This window comes from Streptomyces sp. TRM49041, assembly GCF_008271805.1.
In the GTDB taxonomy this organism is placed as follows: Bacteria; Actinomycetota; Actinomycetes; order Streptomycetales; family Streptomycetaceae; genus Streptomyces.
Genome location: NZ_VSRY01000068.1, coordinates 1 through 314 on the forward strand (window position 1 = coordinate 1; position 314 = coordinate 314).

Genomic DNA, 314 nt, shown 5'->3' on the forward strand with positions numbered 1-314 from the left:
CGGCCCCGGCCCCCGCCGCCGAGGCTCCCGCCGCTCCCGCCGCCCCGGCCGGTGGCGCGCAGGGCACCGAGGTCGTCCTGCCCGCGCTGGGCGAGTCGGTGACCGAGGGCACCGTCACGCGCTGGCTGAAGCAGGTCGGCGAGTCCGTCGAGGCCGACGAGCCGCTGCTCGAGGTCTCCACCGACAAGGTCGACACCGAGATCCCCGCCCCGGCCGCCGGTGTACTGCTGGAGATCGTGGTCGGCGAGGACGAGACCGCCGAGGTCGGCGCCAAGCTCGCCGTGATCGGCGCCCCCGGCGCCGCCCCGGCCGCC

At 78.3% G+C, this 314-nt stretch carries 1 protein-coding gene; it reads left to right on the forward strand.

The window, feature by feature from the left end:
* A partial coding sequence (locus tag FVS66_RS05015; RefSeq protein WP_316248165.1) for a biotin/lipoyl-containing protein occupies window positions 1–314 on the forward strand: 314 nt, incomplete at both ends.